The organism is Neptuniibacter sp. (assembly GCF_024231755.1).
Lineage (GTDB): Bacteria > Pseudomonadota > Gammaproteobacteria > Pseudomonadales > Balneatricaceae > Neptuniibacter.
Window position 1 is genome coordinate 1 of record NZ_JAAEQH010000120.1, and the last position, 13,299, is coordinate 13,299.

The following is a 13,299-nucleotide window of genomic DNA, read 5'->3' on the forward strand; positions in this document are numbered from 1 at the left end:
ACAGTCACAGGGCCAAGTTCCAACTTCCCCTGGAACCGGGGAGGAGATAAACCCCTTCCCCTTGCATACCAAGCAATCCGGATGACCGCTCATACCACCAGCTCCATGCCCTTATAGGGATTTTGGAAAGGGATATCATCGTCCTCAAAATTGGCAGGACTGTTTGGCGATGGCGCAGGGGTTTGCTGTGGTGCCGGAGCCGGTCTTTGCGCTGCTGGTGGCTGCGCTGGAGCCTTACCCTGCTTTTTTACCATGTATCCCTCTTTAATCATGCTCTGGTTATCCCAGCCTTGCTCCATAAACGCAGCGTAGTCCGCACCATTAGCTTTAGGCGTCAGAACATAACCGTTAGGGATTTGAGGGTTCGCGGGAGCCTGTTGAGGGGCAGGTGCGGCTCTCTTGGCTTCTGGATAAGCGCCTTGGCTATCAGCACGCTGTTGTCCTGATCCGTTAGAGCTGCCCAACATCTGCATCTGGCCATTCATATCCACGACAATTTCGGTGGTGTAACGATCATTACCGTTGTTGTCTTCCCATTTACGGGTGCGGAGAGCGCCTTCTAAGTAAACCTGTGAGCCTTTACGCAAATACTCTCCTGCTACTTCGGCTAAGCGCCCAAAGAAAACAACCTTATGCCACTCGGTTCGCTCCTGTATTTCGTCTGTCTCTTTGTCCTTCCAGCTTTCGGAAGTAGCTACTGTAATATTTGTAACGGCGTTACCATTTGGCATGTAACGCACTTCTGGGTCGCCGCCCAAGTTACCAACTAGAATTACTTTGTTTACTCCGCGAGCCATTAACTAGCATCCTCATCATCATTTAAGTAAGACTCCAACGCCCAAGCTGGTCGCCCTATACGTTCAAGATCAATCTGGGCATACTTTTCTGGCGACACCTTGTGCCAACCTACTACCCCAGTGAAAACCCAGCAGCCGCCGCGCCATTTGCGATAAGCCTTCCAACCCTTTAGCCAGGCATTCAGAGCGAAACCGAATACAGCAGCCATCAATAGCAGGAACCCGACTACCAAATAGAAACCGATCGTCTCAGCCATTAGCGCCTCCTTGTAACTCCTGAGCTTTATGATCTAAAACGCTGAATGCCTCTTTGGTCTTTCCGAGTAATAAATATGCTCTCGCCTTCAAGACAGCGTCCGCAGACCCTGCTTCACGTTTCGCTTTGGCACGTCGGTCAGCTGCTCGCTTGGAGGCAGCTTTATTGCGACAGGCTTTACAGATGTGTTCGTACCCATCGGCATTAGCCTGGTACGGGTAAAACTCACTGATAGGCTTAACCGCCTCGCACTTATTGCACTTTTTGGTTTGCATTACACAGCACCCCAGCTCTGAGTTAACCAGTACAGAGAGAAGCCACCGAATAGCGCCTCACTAGACCAGCTTTCAGTCGATCGCTTAGCTGAGTCCTTGTGCAGAATCTTTTTGATCGCTTCCTCGGCTGTAGCGTTGTTATCCAGCATGTAGACAGCCCGCTGGTAACTGAGGCGACCAACGCCGTTTTCCTCGATGATCTTTGTTGGTGTAGGCCATAAGGCGCGATCGGCAGGTAAGCCCTTGAGATACTCCACCAGCCCGTACAAACGATCGTGGTATTCTTTTTTCTTCGCGGCTTTCGAGCGCTCTATCGCTTCTTGGGTTGGCCCGCTTTTCCGAACTTCTGCGATCGCTGTCTCTGCAGGGACGCCATAGTCGACCATGTACTGTGCACGCTTAAACCCAAGCGCTGAGGAGTTGTGCGCCTTGTAGATTGACCTCGCTACCAGAGTCTCGCTTGCAGGTGCTGCTTTAATCACCTCAGCCATAGCGTTTAGGGCTTCGCGGTGCTTATCGAATAACGCTTCTTGTGCTTTGGATGTGTTCATAATCAAAACCCCGCCTTCAGCATTGCCAGCGTTGCGTTGCCTGCACGCTTGTTTTGTTCTGTGTTTACTTTCTTGCCGTTGTCGTGCTGCTCAAGCTTGTTCGCTTCTGGCTTAGGGATGGTGAACGTAACGCCTGCCATAGCCTGTTTGCAGATTTCCTCGTAAGCCTTCTTAAAAATTGGAAATGCTTCGATACGAGGAGCGGTACCCACCATGGTCCAGCCTGTTGTTTTGCCTGCGTGGTATACCGCTGGGTGGCTCCAAGGCTTTTTCGATGGGGAGCGGTATTTGTCCGCTGCTTCCTGGTATGCCGCCTCAACGTTTGGCAGGCCGATTTCAGTTGGATCCGGTGTACACCAAGAAACGAACTTACCAACCGATGGGAAGAAATCGCTTGGATCCTTACGTGCTTGGCGAACCCCCATAGCTACCTGCTCATGGCTGCGAATACCGTTCTCTACAAACGCTCTGACGAACTGGGCTTTTTGCGCGTTCAGGTCTTCCGGTTTTGGGATCATCGTGCGCCAAGCGGGCTTGATCTCCATCAGGGTTTCAAAAAGCTTGTTAACAAGATCCATGGCTTGTTGATTCAGCTGACGGTTCGGTTCAGGTCTCGGCTGGCTCATCGCATGAACAGCCTGGTCTAATACGCTAACTTCCATCACAGGGCCTCCGGATCGTTGAGTAGCTCAACCCAAGAATTATCGTTGTGGTCAAAATCACTGACGTGGCTGCACTTCTTGCCGGTTTGCTTGTCAGCGATCGCGTATTTGATCTGGCTTAGGAGTTTGTGCTCCCAGCCGCCTTGGGTCAGTACGTCGCCCCGGCCTTCCCAGTAGCTGCGGAACTCGCCGAGTATGTTTTCCTGCTGTTCCAGAGTTAACTGGTCGATCAGTACGCCAGAGGCTTTGCAGCGTTCAGGGAAGCTGGTACGGGGCATCCACTCGAAGTGCATCGGGAAACGCTTTTGGTTTTTCAGGTGCGCAGCGGTTTGCAGGGTTGCGTCAGTTTGGAATAACCGATCGAGGTTGCTGTTGCTGGTGGGCGGGTTTTCGACCTCACTCGGATAATTAACACCCTGCTCCACCATCAACGGTTCACTGATAGGTTCTACTGGTAGGTTCTGCGTACCGTTTTCGGTACTATTCAACGTACCGTTTTCGGTACTATTGGCCGGTAAATTCGGTACTGTTCCGTTTTCGGTACTATTCCGTTTTTGGGCCTGTTTAGTAGTGGCGTTTTCGGGCTTATTATTACCGTCATCACATACTGTTCCGTTTTCGGTACTGTTCCGTTTTCGGTACTGTTTATTCGGCTGGTCTTCATGCCGGTTATTCACTCCAATTAGCCGGTAAACAACCACCTTCCCTGTCGAGCCTTTGCGCATCCCAGTGTCTTCAATAAAGCCACCAGCGATTAGCAGGCGAAGACTTGCATTAACAGTTTTACGGTTCTGCTCAGTATCTTTTGCAATGGTAGCCATTGAAGGCCAAGCAGTATTATCAGCACCAGCACGATCGGCCAGAGCAAGCAAAACAGCTTTGGCTGTAGACTTACCTGTTGTCTGCTGCCAGGCCCAAGAGGTTGCATCTACGCTCATTGTTAAGCTACATCCTTAATTAAGCCCATGCGTTTACTTATCCAGGCAATGCCTTCAGGGGTGAAACGAGTTTGCTGGTACGCATAGCCATTGGACTCACCTGTTTTAACAGTGAAGTACCCCTTGTGCTGGTAGCTCGCGAAAGGCAAAAGGTTTCCTGACTGTCTAAATAGGATCTTTTCAATCTCCATCTGGGTAATAAAATCACGTTCTTTGACACCAAGAACCTTAGCTACTTCACGCATACTCTTAGTAGAACGGGTTTCAACGTACCGCTCGACAAACTCAACTGCAGGCTTCTGCTCTTTGATTAGCTTTTGCTGCTCTTCAACCTGGTCCGCTAGGTCTGCTGCTAGTCGCAGTGCCTCTGGCAAAGTCTGAGGTATCGATACGGCATTCCTACCTTCAAGCTCTTGCCAGCGATCCACTAGTCTTGCTGTGAATTCAGGTGATAGCTGAGCAACAACCACATAACTGTCACGCTTGTTAATATGGAACTGCTGATATGTTTGCTTATTCTGGGGGTGGGTGTACGCCGTTGGCGTGTACCTGGCTATAGCGCCTTTATCAATCAGTCGCTCAATTGTTCGACATACATCTGGATGCCTTGAATCAACAACTTCCGCAATCTCTCGACTGCTCATTGTGAGTGGATGATTATTGAATTGCTTAACCATGTCGTTCATAATTACCTCATCGTTTCATTACCCGCCGATGCTGCGTCAACAGCGTTTGAGGCGGGTTTTGTTTTGATAGCCCCTGTACATCCAGCAAGATTCCGGGGGCCCTCTTTCTTCTCTGTGACCTGTCACGCTTCCCTAATTACTCAGATTTGTGACGTGTCACTCAAGGCTTACATTCCGAGCGCGTTAGTCTTCATCCCAGGGTTTAGATATTTCAAATAAGCAACGGCAGCCGCTGTCCGGTTATGTACACCAAGATGCTCGTGTATCTTGTTTACGTGGCACTTAACCGTTCTTTCAGAAATCCCAAGGTCACAAGCGATCACGTAATTCGTTTTACCCTGAACCACTCGCTCTAGGATCGTCATCTGTTGCTGTGTCAGGTCTTTAATCTTGTCGCTTGCCATAACTATCAATTACCTTTGTTGTTTACCGCCAAAACCCCAATTAAGGGGCTCAAGTTTGCCTCCCATTTCGCCCACCAGCGGGAGGTATTCTGGCGTTCAAGGTCATCACCTTACCTTGGGCTACTGCTTATTCACTTGCCTGCGCTTTTACGTGCCCCCGGCATTGCCGTAGGAAGTGGGCTTAACGGGTGCTTGGAGAACCTTAACCATGGGAATTGAAACCCCGGCTAAAGCGCACCGCTAACAAAACAAGCATGGCGAACAGATAGCGCTGTACTACTCTACTTCTGGCCTTGCTTCTTTAAAGGCTTTCATTGAAAGCCCTTAAAAAAGCCCCCGAGCAACCGGGGTAAATCTGCGTTAACAGACAGGATGACAAGAGCAATGTTGTGATTCAGTTTTTACCTGTATGAATCAACAGGCACCTCAATGGGCTAAAAAAAATAGCTGCGAGAGCTATGCTGTTAAATATTCAGGAAACGACTGTGGATTCAACTGATGGGGCGCGACTTCAAAATTTCCAAGCTTACAAAGTTCAGCAGTATGCGAATCTGGCACTTTTTCAACCTGCCACCACTTCCTTACAGCTCGTTCACCTAGATCAAAATGCTTAGATACAGCCTCAACTCCACCAGCAGCATTGATCGCTTTCTTAATTAGCTCAGATTTAGTACTCATCGGCTTATCCAACAATGATTTTCACACATAATAGAACCACATATTCTATATGTAAAGAGCTGATAGTTCTATTTTTGTATGCAACTATGGAACTCTAAGTTCTGCGGAATAATTCATGGAAAGGTCAGAAGAAGAAAAGCAACTGTTTGGTGATCGCATATCTGGATTAATCATGCAGGCGGGCTACAAGAGAAGCGGGCGTGGCGACCTTTCTGGCACCACTGTGCCTAATTGCAGCGCATTCGCCAAAGCTTACGTCAAGCATACTAACGAGAAGCTCTCTTATAAATCGGTTGAAAAATGGTGCCGAGGAGAAAGCTTCTGTGAGACCAAGAGAATACCTGCGCTATGTGAATTATTAGAAACAGATCGCGACTTCCTCATGGGCGGCGTTGAGAGCTCCTCTGTATTAGATAACACATCGCCAGAGCTTCAGGCCCTTATGGATATGGCAACCCCTCGCTCACAGTCGATTATCGAACAAATTGCAGAAGCGGCTAACCAAGGGCGCTTAACAGAAGATGATCTTACCCTGCTTAAAAGTATTGCGGATAGATTTCAGAAGTAAGGAGTAGTGCTGATGGAAGGCACAATGGAACTGCTGCCAATTGAAATAGCTTATACAGTACCAAAACTTGACAAATCAGCAGATTGCAAGGCTTACTGCATAGGCACCGACTCAAATAAATATGCTGTAAAAACAACCTCCGATAACCCAGACTACCCTTTTGCACCTTTTGATGAACTGTTCTGCTATGAACTTGCGCGACACTGCGGTGTGGCAGTGCCCCAATATAATCTTTTGCTCGACAAAAACGGCCAATATGCTTTTGGGTCTGCCTTTGAGGGCGGCGTGGTTGATAACGGCATTATTGCTATTTTAACTGAAATAATTAAACAACAGATTGCCCCAGAAGCCATAGATGTCTATATCCAGAAGCTAACAACAATTTATGTGCTGGACCTATTTGTCCACAATGAAGATCGCCACAAAGATAATTACCTGGTTAAAGATGTTGGCGGTCAAAAAGCATTAATGGCGATGGACTTTGGTCGCAGCTGGACCAGCCTGAACTGCCCTATTGACCGAACTGGCGATTTCTCGCCTACCCGACTACCCTTTTATTACCTATCACCACCGCATCCAACTAACAACGATCCATCAAACACATGGAAAGCGGCGCATTTTATTTGGTCTCCAAATTGCTTGGGCGGATTAAGCGGAAAGACTCTTTTTGATACACTAGAAAAGCTTGATAACTTAACCCCAAACAAGCTTCGGTATATACTTCGCAAGTCTCCCGACGAATGGTGTAGTGAAGACCGCAAGCTTCGCATTATAGAATGGTGGGGATCCACTTCCTTCAAAGAAAGGATAGATGCAATTAAGCTAGGGTTTACAAATGGCAACTTGGTATCGTTACACAGTGCTTCGGGTCTGCCCCGATAAAATCAGGGGCGAAATCGTCAATGTTGGCATTTGTGTTGTATGCCCTGATGGACGCATTAATATCCATATGCCCGATAAAATGCGCAAAGCCGCTGCATTAGATAGCCGCTATAGCGCTGATTTTATCAACGAGGCTGTTGAAGGACTAATATCATTCGCAGAGTGCTCAACCTCTATTCAAGAAAGAGAATCCGCCATTCTGTTTGCCAGCCAGGATAATATTCGATGCTCAGAGTTTGCTGAGTTCAGGCTCGATGATCCCGATCTGTATCACGCTAAAGTAGGTGAGCTACTAAAGCTACTTGTAACCCCGGTCACACTGCGCGAAAAGGCGAAAATTCGACGCATCACAACAACTGTGAAGAATGAATTCATGGAGCGAGGGTTACTGGCTGAGTCTGGAGATATTAACGAGCATCTGGTAGTAGCTCAGTACCCTATTGATGACAAAACAGGGCTCAAAGCAGATTTTGCGCTTAAAAACTCAGTTATGCATATTACGCAAACGATAGACTTCAACGTAAAGGCTCAGACCAGCAAGCTGCAAGAGGCAGCGCTAGATGCAGTCAAGCTTGACATGGCAACACGGAGTTTTGGAGATAATACAGCCAAATACGTGCTCTATTCCGCAAAAAGAAACTCAGAACCCGTAAAGCAGGCTCTGAGCATCCTGGAAGATCATACCGAGCTGCTTTTTAATCTGGAAAGTGCAACCGAGTCCAAAGAATACTTTGATATCCTTGCTCGCGCTGCCGCTCACTAAGCAAGCGCTACAAATGGCACATAGCTAACCACCAGCTTAAGGCGATCGATCGATTTTATCGTGAGGCCCTACGGTGCGGAAAATAACCATATCCCCTTCTATTTCAAAGGAAGCCTTATAATTCCCATCTAGGTGAATCGTGAATATGTCTGGCCGACGATATCCTTTAAGCTTCTCAAACTTAAGTCCGGGTGGTCTCGGGTTCTTTAGAAGGTCTCTGAGCTTGTTGGCAAAAAGCTCTTTATAATGTGAGGAGAGTTTCTTAAAATCCTTTTCGAACTTCTTGGTTCTATGGATCTTCTTAATCGCTACTCCGCCGCTTCCTACGACAGTCATGCTAATGACTTTATAAAATCATCCACGCTTTCATGCGGACCGTCTTCTGATAGCCCGGTAGCATCTGCATTATGCTCATTAATCCAAACAATAGTTTCGCTCTGAAGATGGTTCAGCGCTACGAGCTCCTTATCTAGACATGAGCCTAAGAAGCCTTTTCTATTGTTTTCTTTTCTTGAGGTATAGAGGCGATAAGTATTTCTTTCTATGCTCTGCAGCGCCTCAATAAGTTCGCCTGATGGATCAATGATCTCGTCATGCGGAACTGTCTTAATTGCTTTAAGGGTTTTAGTAGCAACACGAGACGCAACCTTGCACATAACCAGTGCCAGACCACGGTAAAAGACAGTCGCAGCAGATAACTGAGCAAGCTCTATGTAACTGATTGCACCTTTTGAAGCACTACTAGAGGCTTCCAGGCTCTGCACAGCCGCTATCGTCATTTGTATTTACCTAATAAACCCATTGCAATAAAAATACCTCAAGAAGGTATCTAGCCGACAGTTTAGGAAATTAAAGCCTTGCTTGTAAGTACAAGGCCTCAATATAAGACCTAAGTATTATGTATTCCTATACAGTAGGGATCTGATATTAAAATATAAACTTTATCAAAACCGCGTAAATAAACATCAGGATAGCTACAGCCGGTATAGAGGCCAGCGACCATTTGACCATAAAGAAAACCATAGACATAAAACTCATTGAGATGTCGGTAACAACCACCTCTTGAGGAATAATGACTTTGGCTTTAGCGGAGTTGGCGACCTCTTCATTGCAGGTCAAATCTAGTGGTGAGGATGTTGTTATCTCAAAATCCAGTATCTCATCACCGCGAACGATTGTAGCTGTGACCTTCTCTTTTCCCTGGGATTTTGCTTTCCCTACACTGACCGACAGATCTCTATTGGTCTCTACTGGCATTCCGTTGTACGACTTTAGAATATCACCTTTTTTAAAGCCCAGTTCGGCAGCCTGTCCTTGGTCCTTAACTGTTTCGATAACTAGTTTCTTTGACATCAAATAATCCCTGTTTATCCATGATTACGTATTAAGCAGTCTGATTGCTTTGCTTCCCCGCTCAATCCTTTATTCCATGAAGCTTACCAGCCCTCCGCCTGCTCTTAAATACCCTTTATGAAAATTAAGAATTTCTCTCAAATGGAACTATTTGTTCTGTTTTCTATTTACATATGGAATTTATGGTTCTATTATTAATCTAAATTAGAACATTGGGTTCCATTTTATGAATATTCACTTAGCCCCCAGGGAACAGGAATACGTCCAGCACGTTGTTAAGGGTGAATCTGACAAGGAAATCGCCAGAGAGATGGGCATAACGCCGCACAGCGTTCGTTCCATGGCAAAGCGCGTTAGATACAAGCTTCAGGCAGATAACAAAACAGAAGTAGCAGTACATGCCATTAGAGAAGGCTTTGTAAGCCTTTGCCTGATTATCTGCATTACAGGCGGGCTAACAGATAGGCAAGCAAGCGAGATGTTCAGGGTACGAACAAGAACAAGCGCGAGCATCCGGATTAACAGCCTAGGTAGAGGGACTGAGTATGTTTTGTAAAACGGATTACACACTGAGGCAGCACGGAGTAGATATCGAACTACGAGTTATCTACGAATACCGCGAGGATCCTGCTGACCTTCTGGTTCTCTACACCTGCCCTGTTGTCGATTTATCGCCAGACGCTATGGAAGAAGTTGAACTCCACTGCTGGTCAGACATCTCCGAGACCATCACGGCGCTCGGCCACCAGACCTGCGAAGAGAACGCCATAGCCTGCAGCACCCACGCACTAGCCGGTGAGAAAGGTGTTTTGTATGCCTAGCCTGCTTACCAGCCTGTTTATAGGGATTGTTGCTTGCCTGCTTATCGGTGCCGCCCTTCTGCTTGCTTGGCTTGCATGCACCGCCACCGTAGCAACGCTGGCCTGGCTAAAGAATGACAACGTGGCTGAAGCCATAAGCCCTTGGATAGAGGTGATTTAACCATGAGTACTCAAAGCACATTAGCGACGATCGCATCAAAGCTGATAAGCAACCGCCAGAGCAACTCTCCTGCCCTGTTCGGCGATCTATTTACAGAAGATGTGGCAGAGCTTGTATCCATGAATGGCGGAAAAGGCATCCGTTACATACGCCGAGGCACCAACACCTCACTCAGCATTCAGAAGGCGCAGCAACACAATGCAGCAGCTGCAGCCTATAGCTCCGCATCAGAAGATGATCGGACAAATTTACAACCTATAGCGGAGTGCTAATGCCGAAATATACACCACCGGCAGCCGTTGAATGCGAAGCCTGCAAAGGATTAGGAAGAACAGAACACATATTCCGTTGGCTTGATTGCTTAGTTTGCGAAGGTACAGGAAGGCTTTCTGCAGAAACAGGAGAACCACTAAGTAAATACGAAGCCTGCCAGGTTCTACTCGATGAAGGCCGAAAGAAGGACTTCTCAATTATGAACCTGAAAAAACGAATTAAAGATGGCGAGACTGACCCCTATTCGGGAATGAAAGGGAATCTACGCCTCGATTAACAGGAGAACCAAAGTGCAACACGCAAGAGCAGAAGACAACGTGCAGTTTAAAGAGCTATCTGAAGAAGCGATCGCTAGAGCCTGTGCCGCTGGAAGAGCAGCACCAGTCAACCTAGATAACGCAATTCAAAACGCCATAGCAGCTGATATAGCCCTGCTGGAAGCGCATCTTAATTCAGGCAAAGGGTGTTCAGTTCGTATAGAGCAAACCATCCACCAGCTTAAAACTAAGGGTCGCCGATACGATGTGGACCGGGTCTGGGAACGTAACGCCCAGCTCCAGCGCCAAGAAGCTGAGATAGCCATGTTGAAACGCGCTCAAGCTACCGCAGCCTGATAATGGACTAGGGGATATTTGACGTGAAAACAGTAAAAGTAAAAGCAGCTTTTCTTAGAGCGGCGATGTTTATGCAAGGCATTAACGATGTTCGCTACTACCTCAATGGGATCCAGTTAACCAAAGACGGCTATATCAATGCTACAAACGGCCACTGCCTTTATCGAGGCAAAGACGAAACCATGAAAGGCCTGAGTAGCGATATAACCATCGCCATCGACGGGAAAATACCTGCCAGAGCTGAAACAGCAGTTCTTCACTTCGTAGATAAAGAATCTGGCTACCTCTCGTTTGAAGACAGCTCGGGTCATGAGCTGGAGATATCTAAGGCCAAAAGGCGACCTGTTCGAAGATTCTTTGATGTCCTCGAAGGTAAGTATCCAGAACTAGACCGAGTTATACCCAAAACAGACCCGCAACCGATCTCTGACATAGGGGTTAACGCTGAGTATATGGGCCTGGTTGGCAACATAGCCAAAGCGATGGGCTGCCGCTCCCCGGTTGTTAAATTCAGTTTCCGGGACCAACACAGCGTCATTGAAGCAGACATTATAAGTCCGTTTCACACCGCCAAAGCCTACATCATGCCAGCGAGGGTGTAGGGATGGCCGACGCGACAACCGAAACCCCAGAGGAGCGTAAACGCCGCAAAGCACGCGAACGCCAGCAGGCTAAGCGTGAACGCGAACGTGAGCACCGCAAGGCCGTAGGCGCTAAAGATTACAAGTTCACCATGTACCGGGGGACTGAAGAAGCTCTAGAGCGCCTTACTGAATTCAATGAATGCGAAGAGTGGCAAGAAGTAACCACCCTACTCATTCACAACGCTGACAAGCTCAGAGAGAGCGACCCAGCTTTACTAAAGAAATTGCTCCAGGTGTAACAGGTTATGGCAGAGATAGGCGTAGACACGGCACACCGCTTCGTAAGAACCATCAGCGATGCGGTTGTTATAGCAGGGCTTGAAATGACAGAAGAGCCCGAACTTATGCGATACGTCACCCGTAAAGCGGATCTAGAAGAGAAGAAAGCAAAACAACGCGCTTTCAAAACAAAGGTTGTTCGACGGGTTCTTAAAAGCGACCTATCGCTGAAATCTTCACATAAGGACGTCTATTACTGTGTCCAGCTAGCCCGCTTAATAGAACTGCCCGACTAGGCTTTTCTGGATGCGATCGACAAGATGCGGAACGTATTCAACGAAATCAAATTTGCTGACTACTCGATGGAATTAGCAAAGCTCAAAAGCACAGCAGCTTAGAGGGAACAGCATGAACCGTTATCAGTTCAAAGTGTTTAGCCGCCGCAAGTATAAGGGCCTGCTGTATGTAACAACCAACCGGGGTGCTGATAAGGCAAAAGCTGCGGCGTTAGCACAGGGCTCTACGCTCTACCCTGCTGTAACGGTTGAGATGCTATGAACCACCAGCAGCAACAAATAGCGAATGCCGCCAAAGCGATAGAGAAAGGCATCATGAATGCAATGAAGCGCCTTCTCGTGTGGCTTGTGATTGGGTATTTCCTGATAGCGGCAATAGGCGAATTTGCTCCAAGAGACGACACCGATGGAGCGACGCGTAGCGGAATGAAGCCGCACTTTGATTCAGCCACAGGGTGTTATTACCTAAGCGTAGAAAGTGGAGGCTTAACGCTGAGGGTAAACATATGGGCTGCAGAAAGATTTAACCCAGTTTTTAACGGGTGCCGAAGGCATCCACTTTTAAATATTTGTTATTCGTTGGAGGTGATGAATGGGACATTTTAACAAGCTAACACCAGCCGAAGCAGAGCGCCTTAGCATACTTGCTGAAGAGTGCGCAGAAGTAATTCAGGCGATTGGAAAGATTCAACGTCACGGCTTTGATAGCCGCCACCCTAACGGAGGCCCAAGCAACAGGAATTGGCTGGAAAAAGAACTGGGCGATGTTTTAGCAGCCAAGCACCTAATGCTAGAGGGTGGTGATATTGATGATGAGCACATAGGTAAAAGCTTCACAAATAAGCTTTTCACCATTCCTGAATATCTGCACCACAACAATCATCTATTCCCAGACTACAGGAAGACAGATTACCAAAATCGTGAGCGGTGCTGCGGCGACTGTGACATGCCTATCACGGAATGTGACTGCAACTGACGAATAACCCAAAGCTAACGGGCGCTTTCAGCGTCCATGATTAAGCGCCTTGTTATTTGGCGTGGGAGATGGGAATGCCAGACGTACAACTAGCCTCAATTCCTGATATGGATCTTGAGACAGCGGAAACAATAGAGCAGCGATTCCCAGATGATCAAAACTGGTTCTGCATGGGCTGCTGCAGAGAGTTCGACAAGCCGGCTAATCATGAGTGTAACGATGATTATCCAGATGAGAAGTGGCGCATCTTTTAGCGCAGGAGATAGTGATATGGGATACCAAATTGCGTTTTGTTGGAGCGAGAAATCAGAAGCTGAATTGATTGAGATGGGCTTTAAGAAAAAAGAGGTTTATATCAAAGATGCCCCTTCTGGAATGACTAAGGAATCAAACGCCAAAGGGGATCAGGAGTTTTTTGATATGAAGAACCCGCCAGGGCAATTCAAAACTACATCATGGTGGGCTGCTTGCCCAGAGTAGCGA

General features: G+C 47.5%; 29 protein-coding genes. 17 read left to right on the forward strand and 12 right to left on the reverse strand.

From position 1 onward, the window contains the following. Positions 1 to 89: 89 nt before the first annotated feature. The 9 genes from ssb to GY843_RS06815 all read right to left on the reverse strand — a co-directional run bounded on the left by ssb (position 90) and on the right by GY843_RS06815 (position 5,247). Positions 90 to 797 carry a single-stranded DNA-binding protein gene (ssb, locus tag GY843_RS06775; RefSeq protein ID WP_297307835.1) on the reverse strand — a complete coding sequence of 236 codons (708 nt, stop codon included), beginning with the start codon at positions 795 to 797 and terminating at the stop codon, positions 90 to 92. Next, positions 797 to 1,054 (reverse strand): hypothetical protein, encoded by a 258-nt coding sequence (locus GY843_RS06780; RefSeq protein ID WP_297307837.1) that lies wholly within the window; start codon positions 1,052 to 1,054, stop codon positions 797 to 799. Before GY843_RS06780 ends, ssb begins: the two co-directional genes overlap by 1 nt. Then, positions 1,047 to 1,328, reverse strand: coding sequence for a hypothetical protein (locus GY843_RS06785; RefSeq protein ID WP_297307839.1), 282 nt, complete (start codon positions 1,326 to 1,328; stop codon positions 1,047 to 1,049). Before GY843_RS06785 ends, GY843_RS06780 begins: the two co-directional genes overlap by 8 nt. After that, positions 1,328 to 1,879 (reverse strand): hypothetical protein, encoded by a 552-nt coding sequence (locus GY843_RS06790; RefSeq protein WP_297307841.1) that lies wholly within the window; start codon positions 1,877 to 1,879, stop codon positions 1,328 to 1,330. Before GY843_RS06790 ends, GY843_RS06785 begins: the two co-directional genes overlap by 1 nt. Before the next feature lie 2 nt (positions 1,880 to 1,881). Further along, on the reverse strand, positions 1,882 to 2,541 hold the full coding sequence (locus GY843_RS06795) for a replication protein P (RefSeq protein ID WP_297307843.1): 660 nt from the start codon (positions 2,539 to 2,541) through the stop codon (positions 1,882 to 1,884). Further along, a complete protein-coding gene (locus GY843_RS06800) occupies positions 2,541 to 3,479 on the reverse strand; it encodes a helix-turn-helix domain-containing protein (RefSeq protein ID WP_297307845.1) in 939 nt (312 codons plus the stop codon). The genes GY843_RS06795 and GY843_RS06800 overlap by 1 nt, the downstream gene beginning before the upstream one ends. A gap of 2 nt (positions 3,480 to 3,481) precedes the next feature. Then, positions 3,482 to 4,165: a phage antirepressor KilAC domain-containing protein gene (locus GY843_RS06805; RefSeq protein WP_297307848.1), complete on the reverse strand. Its 684-nt coding sequence runs from the start codon at positions 4,163 to 4,165 to the stop codon at positions 3,482 to 3,484. Positions 4,166 to 4,332: 167 nt separating this feature from the next. Further along, entirely contained in the window at positions 4,333 to 4,569 is a 237-nt protein-coding gene (locus GY843_RS06810; RefSeq protein WP_297307850.1) for a LuxR C-terminal-related transcriptional regulator, read from the reverse strand. A 456-nt stretch (positions 4,570 to 5,025) separates the two neighbouring features. Beyond that, entirely contained in the window at positions 5,026 to 5,247 is a 222-nt protein-coding gene (locus tag GY843_RS06815; RefSeq protein ID WP_297307852.1) for a YdaS family helix-turn-helix protein, read from the reverse strand. Positions 5,248 to 5,362: 115 nt separating this feature from the next. On the opposite strand from GY843_RS06815, the gene GY843_RS06820 reads away from it, so the two are divergent. From GY843_RS06820 to GY843_RS06830, 3 genes are read left to right on the forward strand one after another with little or no spacing between them, the layout of a single operon-like run. Further along, complete coding sequence (locus GY843_RS06820) at positions 5,363 to 5,815, forward strand: hypothetical protein (protein WP_297307854.1); 453 nt, start codon at positions 5,363 to 5,365, stop codon at positions 5,813 to 5,815. A gap of 12 nt (positions 5,816 to 5,827) precedes the next feature. After that, positions 5,828 to 6,697: a hypothetical protein gene (locus tag GY843_RS06825; protein ID WP_297307856.1), complete on the forward strand. Its 870-nt coding sequence runs from the start codon at positions 5,828 to 5,830 to the stop codon at positions 6,695 to 6,697. After that, a complete protein-coding gene (locus tag GY843_RS06830) occupies positions 6,651 to 7,460 on the forward strand; it encodes a DUF3037 domain-containing protein (RefSeq protein ID WP_297307858.1) in 810 nt (269 codons plus the stop codon). The genes GY843_RS06825 and GY843_RS06830 overlap by 47 nt, the downstream gene beginning before the upstream one ends. Before the next feature lie 36 nt (positions 7,461 to 7,496). Here GY843_RS06830 and GY843_RS06835 read toward each other — a convergent pair whose 3' ends face one another. From GY843_RS06835 to GY843_RS06845, 3 genes are all read right to left on the reverse strand, one after another. Next, positions 7,497 to 7,796, reverse strand: a complete 300-nt coding sequence (locus GY843_RS06835) for a type II toxin-antitoxin system RelE/ParE family toxin (protein ID WP_297307860.1) — start codon at positions 7,794 to 7,796, stop codon at positions 7,497 to 7,499. Beyond that, positions 7,793 to 8,239 carry a hypothetical protein gene (locus tag GY843_RS06840; protein ID WP_297307862.1) on the reverse strand — a complete coding sequence of 149 codons (447 nt, stop codon included), beginning with the start codon at positions 8,237 to 8,239 and terminating at the stop codon, positions 7,793 to 7,795. Before GY843_RS06840 ends, GY843_RS06835 begins: the two co-directional genes overlap by 4 nt. A gap of 148 nt (positions 8,240 to 8,387) precedes the next feature. Next, a complete protein-coding gene (locus GY843_RS06845) occupies positions 8,388 to 8,813 on the reverse strand; it encodes a PDZ domain-containing protein (RefSeq protein WP_297307864.1) in 426 nt (141 codons plus the stop codon). Between the two features lie 226 nt (positions 8,814 to 9,039). On the opposite strand from GY843_RS06845, the gene GY843_RS06850 reads away from it, so the two are divergent. The 14 genes from GY843_RS06850 to GY843_RS06915 all read left to right on the forward strand — a co-directional run bounded on the left by GY843_RS06850 (position 9,040) and on the right by GY843_RS06915 (position 13,296). Further along, entirely contained in the window at positions 9,040 to 9,369 is a 330-nt protein-coding gene (locus GY843_RS06850) for a LuxR C-terminal-related transcriptional regulator (protein WP_297307867.1), read from the forward strand. Then, on the forward strand, positions 9,359 to 9,634 hold the full coding sequence (locus GY843_RS06855) for a hypothetical protein (RefSeq protein WP_297307869.1): 276 nt from the start codon (positions 9,359 to 9,361) through the stop codon (positions 9,632 to 9,634). Before GY843_RS06850 ends, GY843_RS06855 begins: the two co-directional genes overlap by 11 nt. Next, positions 9,627 to 9,794: a hypothetical protein gene (locus tag GY843_RS06860; RefSeq protein WP_297307871.1), complete on the forward strand. Its 168-nt coding sequence runs from the start codon at positions 9,627 to 9,629 to the stop codon at positions 9,792 to 9,794. Before GY843_RS06855 ends, GY843_RS06860 begins: the two co-directional genes overlap by 8 nt. A gap of 2 nt (positions 9,795 to 9,796) precedes the next feature. Beyond that, positions 9,797 to 10,066 carry a hypothetical protein gene (locus GY843_RS06865; protein WP_297307873.1) on the forward strand — a complete coding sequence of 90 codons (270 nt, stop codon included), beginning with the start codon at positions 9,797 to 9,799 and terminating at the stop codon, positions 10,064 to 10,066. After that, positions 10,066 to 10,344, forward strand: coding sequence for a hypothetical protein (locus GY843_RS06870; protein WP_297307875.1), 279 nt, complete (start codon positions 10,066 to 10,068; stop codon positions 10,342 to 10,344). The genes GY843_RS06865 and GY843_RS06870 overlap by 1 nt, the downstream gene beginning before the upstream one ends. A gap of 13 nt (positions 10,345 to 10,357) precedes the next feature. After that, on the forward strand, positions 10,358 to 10,681 hold the full coding sequence (locus GY843_RS06875) for a hypothetical protein (RefSeq protein ID WP_297307877.1): 324 nt from the start codon (positions 10,358 to 10,360) through the stop codon (positions 10,679 to 10,681). Positions 10,682 to 10,704: 23 nt separating this feature from the next. Continuing rightward, the gene (locus tag GY843_RS06880; RefSeq protein ID WP_297307881.1) at positions 10,705 to 11,283 is read left to right on the forward strand and encodes a hypothetical protein; all 579 of its coding nucleotides are present in this window, start codon (positions 10,705 to 10,707) and stop codon (positions 11,281 to 11,283) included. A gap of 2 nt (positions 11,284 to 11,285) precedes the next feature. Continuing rightward, a complete protein-coding gene (locus tag GY843_RS06885; RefSeq protein WP_297307883.1) occupies positions 11,286 to 11,564 on the forward strand; it encodes a hypothetical protein in 279 nt (92 codons plus the stop codon). Positions 11,565 to 11,570: 6 nt separating this feature from the next. Beyond that, complete coding sequence (locus GY843_RS06890) at positions 11,571 to 11,840, forward strand: hypothetical protein (RefSeq protein WP_297307885.1); 270 nt, start codon at positions 11,571 to 11,573, stop codon at positions 11,838 to 11,840. Between the two features lie 112 nt (positions 11,841 to 11,952). Then, positions 11,953 to 12,102, forward strand: coding sequence for a hypothetical protein (locus GY843_RS06895; RefSeq protein ID WP_297307887.1), 150 nt, complete (start codon positions 11,953 to 11,955; stop codon positions 12,100 to 12,102). Then, on the forward strand, positions 12,099 to 12,446 hold the full coding sequence (locus GY843_RS06900; RefSeq protein WP_297307889.1) for a hypothetical protein: 348 nt from the start codon (positions 12,099 to 12,101) through the stop codon (positions 12,444 to 12,446). Before GY843_RS06895 ends, GY843_RS06900 begins: the two co-directional genes overlap by 4 nt. After that, positions 12,433 to 12,816 (forward strand): MazG nucleotide pyrophosphohydrolase domain-containing protein, encoded by a 384-nt coding sequence (locus GY843_RS06905; protein ID WP_297307891.1) that lies wholly within the window; start codon positions 12,433 to 12,435, stop codon positions 12,814 to 12,816. Before GY843_RS06900 ends, GY843_RS06905 begins: the two co-directional genes overlap by 14 nt. A 74-nt stretch (positions 12,817 to 12,890) precedes the next feature. Further along, positions 12,891 to 13,070, forward strand: a complete 180-nt coding sequence (locus GY843_RS06910) for a hypothetical protein (RefSeq protein WP_297307893.1) — start codon at positions 12,891 to 12,893, stop codon at positions 13,068 to 13,070. Continuing rightward, on the forward strand, positions 13,036 to 13,296 hold the full coding sequence (locus GY843_RS06915) for a hypothetical protein (RefSeq protein WP_297307895.1): 261 nt from the start codon (positions 13,036 to 13,038) through the stop codon (positions 13,294 to 13,296). The genes GY843_RS06910 and GY843_RS06915 overlap by 35 nt, the downstream gene beginning before the upstream one ends. The last annotated feature ends 3 nt before the right edge of the window (positions 13,297 to 13,299 follow it).

Excerpts from the sequence above, each read along its gene's own strand:
- GY843_RS06860 (WP_297307871.1), top strand. The coding sequence starts at position 9,627 with ATGCCTAGCCTGCTTACCAGCCTGTTTATAGGGATTGTTGCTTGCCTG.
- GY843_RS06870 (WP_297307875.1), top strand. The coding sequence starts at position 10,066 with ATGCCGAAATATACACCACCGGCAGCCGTTGAATGCGAAGCCTGCAAA.
- GY843_RS06805 (WP_297307848.1), bottom strand. The coding sequence starts at position 4,165 with ATGAACGACATGGTTAAGCAATTCAATAATCATCCACTCACAATGAGC.
- GY843_RS06915 (WP_297307895.1), top strand. The coding sequence starts at position 13,036 with ATGATTATCCAGATGAGAAGTGGCGCATCTTTTAGCGCAGGAGATAGT.
- GY843_RS06830 (WP_297307858.1), top strand. The coding sequence starts at position 6,651 with ATGGCAACTTGGTATCGTTACACAGTGCTTCGGGTCTGCCCCGATAAA.
- GY843_RS06900 (WP_297307889.1), top strand. The coding sequence starts at position 12,099 with ATGAACCACCAGCAGCAACAAATAGCGAATGCCGCCAAAGCGATAGAG.
- GY843_RS06905 (WP_297307891.1), top strand. The coding sequence starts at position 12,433 with ATGGGACATTTTAACAAGCTAACACCAGCCGAAGCAGAGCGCCTTAGC.
- GY843_RS06825 (WP_297307856.1), top strand. The coding sequence starts at position 5,828 with ATGGAAGGCACAATGGAACTGCTGCCAATTGAAATAGCTTATACAGTA.
- GY843_RS06835 (WP_297307860.1), bottom strand. The coding sequence starts at position 7,796 with ATGACTGTCGTAGGAAGCGGCGGAGTAGCGATTAAGAAGATCCATAGA.
- GY843_RS06845 (WP_297307864.1), bottom strand. The coding sequence starts at position 8,813 with ATGTCAAAGAAACTAGTTATCGAAACAGTTAAGGACCAAGGACAGGCT.
- GY843_RS06800 (WP_297307845.1), bottom strand. The coding sequence starts at position 3,479 with ATGAGCGTAGATGCAACCTCTTGGGCCTGGCAGCAGACAACAGGTAAG.
- GY843_RS06840 (WP_297307862.1), bottom strand. The coding sequence starts at position 8,239 with ATGACGATAGCGGCTGTGCAGAGCCTGGAAGCCTCTAGTAGTGCTTCA.
- GY843_RS06885 (WP_297307883.1), top strand. The coding sequence starts at position 11,286 with ATGGCCGACGCGACAACCGAAACCCCAGAGGAGCGTAAACGCCGCAAA.
- GY843_RS06895 (WP_297307887.1), top strand. The coding sequence starts at position 11,953 with ATGAACCGTTATCAGTTCAAAGTGTTTAGCCGCCGCAAGTATAAGGGC.
- GY843_RS06810 (WP_297307850.1), bottom strand. The coding sequence starts at position 4,569 with ATGGCAAGCGACAAGATTAAAGACCTGACACAGCAACAGATGACGATC.
- GY843_RS06780 (WP_297307837.1), bottom strand. The coding sequence starts at position 1,054 with ATGGCTGAGACGATCGGTTTCTATTTGGTAGTCGGGTTCCTGCTATTG.
- GY843_RS06910 (WP_297307893.1), top strand. The coding sequence starts at position 12,891 with ATGCCAGACGTACAACTAGCCTCAATTCCTGATATGGATCTTGAGACA.
- GY843_RS06865 (WP_297307873.1), top strand. The coding sequence starts at position 9,797 with ATGAGTACTCAAAGCACATTAGCGACGATCGCATCAAAGCTGATAAGC.
- GY843_RS06795 (WP_297307843.1), bottom strand. The coding sequence starts at position 2,541 with ATGGAAGTTAGCGTATTAGACCAGGCTGTTCATGCGATGAGCCAGCCG.
- GY843_RS06790 (WP_297307841.1), bottom strand. The coding sequence starts at position 1,879 with ATGAACACATCCAAAGCACAAGAAGCGTTATTCGATAAGCACCGCGAA.
- GY843_RS06820 (WP_297307854.1), top strand. The coding sequence starts at position 5,363 with ATGGAAAGGTCAGAAGAAGAAAAGCAACTGTTTGGTGATCGCATATCT.
- GY843_RS06855 (WP_297307869.1), top strand. The coding sequence starts at position 9,359 with ATGTTTTGTAAAACGGATTACACACTGAGGCAGCACGGAGTAGATATC.
- GY843_RS06815 (WP_297307852.1), bottom strand. The coding sequence starts at position 5,247 with ATGAGTACTAAATCTGAGCTAATTAAGAAAGCGATCAATGCTGCTGGT.
- GY843_RS06785 (WP_297307839.1), bottom strand. The coding sequence starts at position 1,328 with ATGCAAACCAAAAAGTGCAATAAGTGCGAGGCGGTTAAGCCTATCAGT.
- GY843_RS06890 (WP_297307885.1), top strand. The coding sequence starts at position 11,571 with ATGGCAGAGATAGGCGTAGACACGGCACACCGCTTCGTAAGAACCATC.
- ssb (WP_297307835.1), bottom strand. The coding sequence starts at position 797 with ATGGCTCGCGGAGTAAACAAAGTAATTCTAGTTGGTAACTTGGGCGGC.
- GY843_RS06850 (WP_297307867.1), top strand. The coding sequence starts at position 9,040 with ATGAATATTCACTTAGCCCCCAGGGAACAGGAATACGTCCAGCACGTT.